The sequence below is a fragment of the Protofrankia sp. CiT1 genome (genome assembly GCF_917627335.1).
Taxonomy (GTDB): domain Bacteria; phylum Actinomycetota; class Actinomycetes; order Frankiales; family Frankiaceae; genus Protofrankia.
Genome location: NZ_CAKJTP010000008.1, coordinates 1 through 7,673, shown reverse-complemented (window position 1 = coordinate 7,673; position 7,673 = coordinate 1). Strand labels below are relative to the sequence as shown.

7 protein-coding genes and 1 pseudogene are annotated in these 7,673 nt (G+C 67.2%); 3 read left to right on the top strand and 5 right to left on the bottom strand.

The window, feature by feature from the left end; all coding sequences use genetic code 11:
• Positions 1–16 precede the first annotated feature (16 nt).
• Positions 17–487, bottom strand: a complete 471-nt coding sequence (locus tag MJ785_RS02750; protein ID WP_239308845.1) for a hypothetical protein — start codon at positions 485–487, stop codon at positions 17–19.
• A gap of 416 nt (positions 488–903) precedes the next feature.
• On the opposite strand from MJ785_RS02750, the gene MJ785_RS02745 reads away from it, so the two are divergent.
• Positions 904–1,248, top strand: coding sequence for an Lsr2 family protein (locus MJ785_RS02745; protein WP_239308844.1), 345 nt, complete (start codon positions 904–906; stop codon positions 1,246–1,248).
• A gap of 261 nt (positions 1,249–1,509) precedes the next feature.
• Here MJ785_RS02745 and MJ785_RS02740 read toward each other — a convergent pair whose 3' ends face one another.
• Positions 1,510–2,985, bottom strand: a complete 1,476-nt coding sequence (locus MJ785_RS02740) for an aminopeptidase P family protein (RefSeq protein WP_370652729.1) — start codon at positions 2,983–2,985, stop codon at positions 1,510–1,512.
• 236 nt (positions 2,986–3,221) lie between these two features.
• On the opposite strand from MJ785_RS02740, the gene MJ785_RS02735 reads away from it, so the two are divergent.
• Together MJ785_RS02735 and MJ785_RS02730 are read left to right on the top strand one after the other, a co-directional pair.
• Positions 3,222–4,346 (top strand): CaiB/BaiF CoA transferase family protein, encoded by a 1,125-nt coding sequence (locus MJ785_RS02735; RefSeq protein ID WP_370651452.1) that lies wholly within the window; start codon positions 3,222–3,224, stop codon positions 4,344–4,346.
• Positions 4,347–4,458: 112 nt separating this feature from the next.
• Positions 4,459–5,775, top strand: coding sequence for an LCP family protein (locus MJ785_RS02730; RefSeq protein ID WP_239379999.1), 1,317 nt, complete (start codon positions 4,459–4,461; stop codon positions 5,773–5,775).
• Here MJ785_RS02730 and MJ785_RS02725 read toward each other — a convergent pair.
• The 3 genes and pseudogenes from MJ785_RS02725 to MJ785_RS02715 form a co-directional block, all read right to left on the bottom strand.
• Complete coding sequence (locus MJ785_RS02725) at positions 5,769–6,716, bottom strand: YihY/virulence factor BrkB family protein (protein ID WP_239379998.1); 948 nt, start codon at positions 6,714–6,716, stop codon at positions 5,769–5,771. The two genes, MJ785_RS02730 and MJ785_RS02725, sit on opposite strands and share 7 nt — an antisense overlap.
• Before the next feature lie 325 nt (positions 6,717–7,041).
• A complete protein-coding gene (locus MJ785_RS02720) occupies positions 7,042–7,245 on the bottom strand; it encodes a hypothetical protein (protein WP_131768226.1) in 204 nt (67 codons plus the stop codon).
• 132 nt (positions 7,246–7,377) lie between these two features.
• Positions 7,378–7,673 (bottom strand): annotated as a pseudogene (locus tag MJ785_RS02715) (DUF3071 domain-containing protein); the annotation flags it as partial.

The following is a 7,673-nucleotide window of genomic DNA, read 5'->3' as shown; positions in this document are numbered from 1 at the left end:
GTCCCGTCCCGTCTGCCTACCGGGAACGGGCGTCGTCCAGCAGCGCCCACAGCCACCCTGGCCCGGCTGTGGCCGCGCCGATGGCCTTGACCCGGCCGCGAAGCTCCCGGTCACCGGTGACGACGAGAACCGGACCAGCCTGTTGACGGACCTGGTCGACCACGGCGTCGTCCCCCGAGCCAGCCGCGTGGACAACCAGCAGCCGGGGGATGGCTGGGTCAGGACCCGCCGGAACCCCGTCGCGGGCCATGCCTTCGAGAACGAGGACGACCTGGGCGGGTGGATCGTGGCGGCGTGTCCCCGGGTGGTTCGTGGCGGGGCCGCCCGCCGCTTGCGATGCGGACGTGTGCGGGAGGAGTACGGACGGCCAGAGCTCGGATAGGCGTTGGTGGAGGCGTAACGCGGCGCCCGCGCGGTCGCGCCACCATCCGTCCGGGCGTGCTCCTATCACATTTGCGGCATCGACGATCCATGTCCGCTCATCCATCGTGCTCCTCGCTCTCGACGCTCTACCAGACCGTGAATCGGATGAGCGCATCAGCGGCCTGTTCGTGGTGTAAGACATTCGCCGGTGTGGATCCTTGATGGCGTTGCGTCGCGCTCACTCTGCCTTCCGGACCGTGACGTCCTTGTCTGCGCAGACCACCGGCGTTTCGGATCGGAAGTCGCGATTCGCCGACAACCCATGATCAAAATTTATCCTGACAGTGGCCTGCGCACCTTTGGGTTGACGTGACTCACGTCAACCCGAGGACTCTTGTGTGGTGTCGATGACGCCGCTGAGAGGATGTCTGTGGGCGATGCCAGTCGCGCGTGTCCGAACCAGCCGTTACAGTTCTTCCTGATGACGTGGTAATACTAGTCTCGAGAGTTCCTGGGTTCGCTGACCTGAAGGAGAGTGGCATGGCGCAGAAGACCATCGTGTCGTTGATTGACGATCTCGATGGACACGAGGCTGATGAGACTGTTCGGTTCGGACTGGACGGTGCTTCGTACGAGATCGATCTGTCCGAGAAGAACGCCACCAAGCTGCGTGAGTCGTTGGCTCCGTTCGTTGGGGCGGCGCGCCGGTCTGGCGGTCGGGCAACTGCCGCTCGGCGTGGCCCGCGGGGCGCTTCTTCTCGCCGTACCGGGGGTACAGACCGTACCGCCGATATTCGCGAGTGGGCGCGCGCCAACGGTTACACGGTCAGTGACCGCGGTCGTATCGCTTCGAACATCGTCGAAGCGTACGACAAGGCTCACTGAGTGGCTCTCGGTCGCATTCGTCCAGCTAGCCAAAGGGTGCGTGATCATAGCTCTATTTCGCGCGACCGGAGGCCGTAACGGACGCGGTGCGACCGAGCAGTGGCCCATGGAGCGGTGGGGTGCAGCCGCGGTGGTGCCGGCATATAGAGGTCAAACCTCTGGTTGGTACCACTTGCGTCCTATATGGGGGTATGTGGCAACCGCTGTTTCCTGGGCGACAGGTTGAGAAGCCGACATCCTGTCGCCCAGGTCATGTGTGGCTTAGGCGGTCTGATGCCTGGCCATCCAGTTTTCTACCGCTGTAGCGGTACGGGGAAGAGCCTCGGACAGGTTGCGACGGCCGTCGGCGGTGACGAGAATATCGTCCTCAATCCGGATCCCGATCCCTCGCAGCTCAGGGGGCACCGTAATGTCGTCGGGCTGGAAGTAGAGGCCTGGCTCGACGGTCAGCACCATACCGGTTACGAGCGGGCCGTCGCGGTAGGTCTCGTCACGGGCCTGCGCGCAGTCATGGACGTCGAGTCCCAACATATGTGACGTTGAGTGCAGGGTATATCTGCGGTGTAGGCCTGCCTTCGGGGCTTGTGGGTCTTCGGCCAGCGACTCTTCAACGCTGACCGGAAGCAGCCCCCAGTCGTGTAGCGCCTCGGCTATCACCCGCATTGCCATCCGGTGGGGGTCGCCGAACTTTGCGCCCGGTCGCACCGCGTCGATTCCCGCCTGCTGGGCCCGCTGGACCACGTCGTACACCTGACGCTGCACGTCGCTGAAATGTCCGTCCACAGGAAGCGTGCGGGTGATGTCGGCGGTGTAAAGCGAGCGGGACTCCACGCCCATGTCCAGCAGGGCGAGGTCGCCGCGCCGCACCGGCCCGTCGTCGCGGGCCCAGTGCAAGATGGTTGCGTGGTGGCCACAGGCCACAATCGATCCGTACCCGACATCGTTGCCGTCGACCCTGGCCCGCCGCCAGAACGTGCCTTCCAACCACCGTTCGCCGTTGGGCAGTGTCGTCGCGTGGCCTATCTCACGTACGCATTCGCAAAAGCCGAGCACGGTCGCGGCGACCGCGTTCTCCAGCATCGAGATCTCGTGTTCGTCCTTGACCAGCCGGAGCTCGGAGAGGGTCTGCGCCAGTTCCAGGTCCCGGTCGGCCGGGTTGGACACGGCTGGCGTGGACCTGTTCGGCTCGCTGGGGGAGTAACGCAGGATCTGGCGGTCCACCGTGGCGTCCAGGCCCCGTACGACTCTGGTCCTCGCCGGGGACAGCCGCGCCAGCGCGTCCGTTAGCTCGCGCAGGGGCCGGCATTCGATCTCGATGGCTGCCGATCTCTCCCGTATGCCCGGCCGCGGGCCTACCCAGAGCTCGCCGTAACGCCGGTCGGCGTAGAAGGCCGGGGACGAGCGGTCCGACCGGTCCGCGACATACAGCACAGCTTCATGGTCGCCGGCCGAGCTCGGCTGGAGAATCACGACGGCGTCGGGCTCATGACAGCCGGTCAGCCAGAAGAAGTCGCTTCCCGGCCGGAACGGGTAATCCGTGTCATTCGCTCGTACGCGGAGTCCGCCGCTGGGTATCACCAGTGTTTCGGCTGGGAAACGTGTGCTCAGCAGAGCACGTCGCTTGGCCGTGTACGGCGCCGCTTCATCACGCGCTGGTGTGACCGTGGGTACCGGCGCCCATCCGCTGGCCATAAATCGACGGAAGGCGGCTGGTGGCTGCTGATCGTGGCTGGCCATCCCGTCCGGATCGGCGCTGTCTGCCTCGGCCGTCGCCGGGGATGACGTGGCGGCTGACGCGCTGTCAGAAACAAGCGTATCGCCGGGGGGTGGGCTTTGGCCGTCCGCGCTGGTTGGCAATGTGGATCTGTCCGGGGAAGGCGGGGTTCCGCCCGACTGCGTACTCATAGTTCCAACGGTAGGCTGCGGCGCTCAAGGCGGGTAGCGTCGCAGGAGTGCCTGTGCCACCGGGTCCCATGGATGGTCTTCTTGTCGTCGATCTCACTCGGGTATTGGCCGGGCCGTTTGCCACGTTGATGCTTGCCGATCTCGGCGCCCGGGTCATCAAGGTGGAACGGCCTGGCCACGGAGATGACTCCCGATCCTACGGTCCGTTCATGGACGATCGGTCGCTGTACTTCGCCCGGGTGAACCGTGGCAAACAGTCGGTCGCGCTCGATCTGAAGGATGCCGACGATCACGCGACGTTACTATCCATCATCGACCGGGCTGATGTGCTGGTCGAGAACTTCCGGCCCGGCGTGATGGACCGCCTCGGTCTCGGCTGGACCGCGTTGTCGCGGCGCAATCCTCAGCTGGTATATGTGAGCATCTCGGGCTTTGGGCAGACCGGGCCGTGGCGAAACCGCCCTGCCTACGACGCGGTCGTGCAGGCCGCTGCCGGCATTATGTCGATCACCGGTTCACCGGCCGGCGAACCGGTGAAGCCGGGGGTCCCGATCGCCGACCTCGCCGCCGGGCTGTACGCTTTCGGCGCCATCGGGGCGGCGTTGCACGGACGGAACACGACCGGCCGCGGCACCTACGTTGACATCGCTATGTTCGATGCCTCACTGTCGCTGCTCGAAGGTGCCGCGTTGTCCTATCTCGCTACCGGGACAACTCCACCACGTATAGGTAACGCACATTACTCGATCGCGCCGTTCGACACGTTTGCGTGTGCGGACCGCAGCATTGTGATCTGCGCCGCGAACGACGCCCTCTTCAGCCGGTTGTGCCAGGCGCTGGATCGCGCGGATCTCGCCGCCGATCGCCGCTTCGTCACCAACAGCGCCCGGTTGTCGGCGCTGGACTCGTTCAAACGCGAAGCGGAAGACACCCTGCGTACCCGGCCTGCTGCCGAATGGCTCGCGATTCTGCACGAGGCGGGCATCCCGTGCGGCCCTATCAACGATGTCGCCGAAGCCGTCTCCTCGGACCAGGCCGATTTTCGGCACATGGTGGTGGAAGCCGGTGGCCTGCCGTTACCCGGCAATCCGGTGAAAATGCCCGAGTGGCCGGAGCCGTCGACCCGGCCTCCCGCTCCCACACTCGATGCGGACGGCCCGGCCATCCGGGCCGAATTCAGCCGCGACCGATGATCGCGGGTGTCGTGAGCATGACACCTGGGCTGGGGAACGTTTCCGCGGCCGCGGAACGTCCACATGACTGGCGAAGGCGCCCCGGATGGTGGGGTGAGCGAGGGGGCGGGCTATGACGTGGCCTCCGGACGGGCAGGTCCAGCGCGCCGCGGGGTGGCCGGTTGGCGGTGGCGGGCAGCGGTCCGCGGGCGAGGAGGGTTCCGATGCCACCCCACCCACCCCGCCGCGACCACCGGCGTCCATCCCGCGCCGGCTGGTCACCGCCGCGGCGGGACTGCTCTCGCTGGTGCTCCTGCTCATATCCGGCGGCGGCTGGCTGGCGTTGCGGTACTACGACGGCAAGGTGACCCATGTCCCGGTGGTCTTCCCCGCCGCCGACCGGCGGCCGGCCGGCGCGGCTGGGGAAACCCAGAACATCCTCCTGGTGGGCTCGGACAGCCGCGCCGGGACAGCCGGTGAGTTCGGCGAGGTCGAGGGCCAGCGTTCGGATACGACGATCCTGGCTCATCTGGACGCCAACGGTTCCACCACGCTCGCCTCGTTCCCGCGGGATCTGTGGGTGACGATCCCCGCCTATACCGATAGCGCCGGGCACAAACACACCGCGGGCAGGTCGAAGCTCAATGCCGCATTCGCCCTGGGCGGACCGTCCCTGCTGATACGCACCATCGAGGAACTGACGAAAATACGTATAGATCATTATCTTCAGATCGACTTCGTCGGTTTCCAGCGGATGACCGACGCGCTCGGCGGGGTGACCGTGTGCGTACGGCCGCTGCCCAACGGGAGCAGGACCAATCTTGACGACAAGATGTCGGGGTGGCACGGCCACGTGGGCGACAACATGCTCAACGGCGAGCAGGCGCTGGCCTTCGTCCGGCAGCGCTACGGCCTGCCCGAAGCGGACCTCGACCGGATCCGCCGCCAGCAGCAGTTCATTGGAGTGATCTTTCGAGCGGCAACATCGACCAGCACGCTGGCCAACCCGGTCAGGCTGGCCTCGCTGATGGACGCGGTCACCTCGTCCATCAGCGTCGGTGACGACACATCGCTGGCGGACCTGGCGCCGCTCGCGGTCCGGCTGCGCGGCGTCGGTACCGGCGGCGTCCGCCTGGCGACCGTCCCAGCGTCACCCGGCCAGATCGGCGGCCAGTCGGTGCTGCTCACCGATCCCGGCAAACTCGCGTCGTTCGTGGCCGGTCTCAGCGGCGGCCAGCCGTCGGCATCCGTGCACGCGACCGTGTCAGGCACGGGCGCGGGCACGGGCGCGGGCGCGGCGCCGGTGAGCGCGGGCGCCGCGCCCGATACGGCAGCGGTCGTTCTGGCGGCCGCGACGATCCGGGCCGCGGCAACGCCCACGGCCGCCTCCAGAGCATCGGGTACCGCCACCCCCGCGCTGGTGCAACCGGCTGGTTCGTGTACCTACTGAACGCGGGCGCGCCGCCGGGACCGCCGCCGGAGGCGGGAACGTGGCGTGGGGGCATCCGCGGCATCGGGCGCTGGCGGCTGCGATTCGGCGGGCACCAGCACGGATTTGGTCACCCCGTCGATGGCGGCGTTGAGCTCGGCGCCGAGCAGAACCGCGAGCGCGGTGATATAGAAGAAAAGAAGCGCCGCGACGGGCGCGGCTACCGAGCCGTAGATCAGTTCATGGCCGAACACGGTCTCCAGGTAGAGACGCAGCAGGTAGCTGCCGACGTTCCAGACCACCATGGCCAGCAGCGCTCCGGGCACCGCGCGCCGCCACGGCCGTCGGGACGGCAGCGCCAAGTGGTATAGGGACGTGAGCATCGCCAGCGAGAATATGGCGACGACAGGCCAGAACAGGATCTTCAGCAGCCATCCCACGGAGTGGTGGTGTTCCGCGTTGAGAATGCGGGAGAGCAGGCCCGGCCCGAGGACGAGCGCGGGGAGGAGGATCACCCCGCTGGTGACCTGCGCAAGGTAGAGGCGCAGCGCCAGCAGCCGGCTACGTACCGCTGAGCGTAGCTCGCGCTGTCCGTAAGCGATCGTGATGGTGTTGACGTAGGTGGCCATCGCGGACGATCCGGTCCACAGCGACAGCAGGAAACCGATGGAGATCACGTCCGGGCGCCCGTGCGTCAGGATCTCGTTGATGGTCGGGCGCACCACGTCGTCGACGACCGCGGGTGTCAGCAGGTCGTTCGCCGCGCTGAGCACGCTCTGCCGAACACTGTCGACGGCGTCGGCGCCAAGTACGTCCCCGATATAGCCGATCGTGCCGAGGATGGCCAGCAGCAGGGGGGGAAGGGACAGCAGCTGCCAGAAACCCGCCTCGGCCGCGAGACCGAGCACACGGTCGCGCCAGGCTCCCGCGACGGTCTGGTGGGCGAGTGTGAGAACACGCATGAACACCGGTTCGCGCGAGGCAGCCACTTGCGGCGTCTGGGCCGATGTTGACGAGTGGCTCAGCGAATGAGGAGGAGCCGGGTCAGCCGACGGGAACGGCGACGCATCAGCCACTGGGCCGGGTACCCGTGGCACCGCGGGCAACATTCGATCCGCCATCGGCACGCGCACCACGGTACGGCTCCAGGATGAGAGACACGCTCAGACCCGGCTGAAAGTGGTGACTGTGACCTTCTGATCGTGGCTCACCAATTCGGAGTTCCTGCCGGATCGGCGAAGCCGATCTGGCAGGCGGGGCCGAATACACAATATAGGGGAAGGTGGTTCAGGGCGAAATGGTCAACTTGTCGGTTTCATCATGGTATTCGGCAGCCACGGCTCGTAGCTTCGAGTCGTGGGACTTGGCGTGGTGCCGGCAGAACAGCAGTTCGCCGCCACCGGGAAGCACGACCCGCACATACGCCTGCGCGCCGCACCGGTCGCACCGGTCGAGGTTGGTCAGCGTCGGTTTGGTAGTGGTTCCAGTCACACCATCTTCAACAGTCTTCGTCGGGATTTGGTTCCACGCCGCCGGTGTGACGGTTCCCTCACAGAGCAACCCGACGACCTGGCCGCCGGAGCCGCGGAACAGAGACATGATCGCGTGCCCGCGGGGGCGCCGCTACGGGCGCCGGGCACCGAAGACGATGTCGTCCCAGGCCGGGACGGACTTACGGCCCCGGCGACCGCCGGCACCTCGCTCGGCCGCCCGCGCGGGCGCACCCTGGCGCCCGCGCGGTGGTTGCCCCGTGTCATCAGGTTCGGGCCCAGGCGCCGGTTCCGGCGTGGACGGTGGCTGCGGGGAGACGCCGGAGGCCAGCGGCACGGCGGTGACCGGTGGGACGGCAACCGCCAGTTCGGGTTCGGTGACTGCCGCCGCCGTAGGCGTCGGCGCGGGGCCGGGGCCGGGGCCGGGGC

Bases quoted from the DNA above. Each gene is read 5' to 3' on its own strand.
- MJ785_RS02735 (WP_370651452.1), top strand. From the start codon at position 3,222: ATGGATGGTCTTCTTGTCGTCGATCTCACTCGGGTATTGGCCGGGCCG.
- MJ785_RS02745 (WP_239308844.1), top strand. From the start codon at position 904: ATGGCGCAGAAGACCATCGTGTCGTTGATTGACGATCTCGATGGACAC.
- MJ785_RS02750 (WP_239308845.1), bottom strand. From the start codon at position 487: ATGGATGAGCGGACATGGATCGTCGATGCCGCAAATGTGATAGGAGCA.
- MJ785_RS02725 (WP_239379998.1), bottom strand. From the start codon at position 6,716: ATGCGTGTTCTCACACTCGCCCACCAGACCGTCGCGGGAGCCTGGCGC.
- MJ785_RS02740 (WP_370652729.1), bottom strand. From the start codon at position 2,985: ATGGCCAGCCACGATCAGCAGCCACCAGCCGCCTTCCGTCGATTTATG.
- MJ785_RS02730 (WP_239379999.1), top strand. From the start codon at position 4,459: ATGACGTGGCCTCCGGACGGGCAGGTCCAGCGCGCCGCGGGGTGGCCG.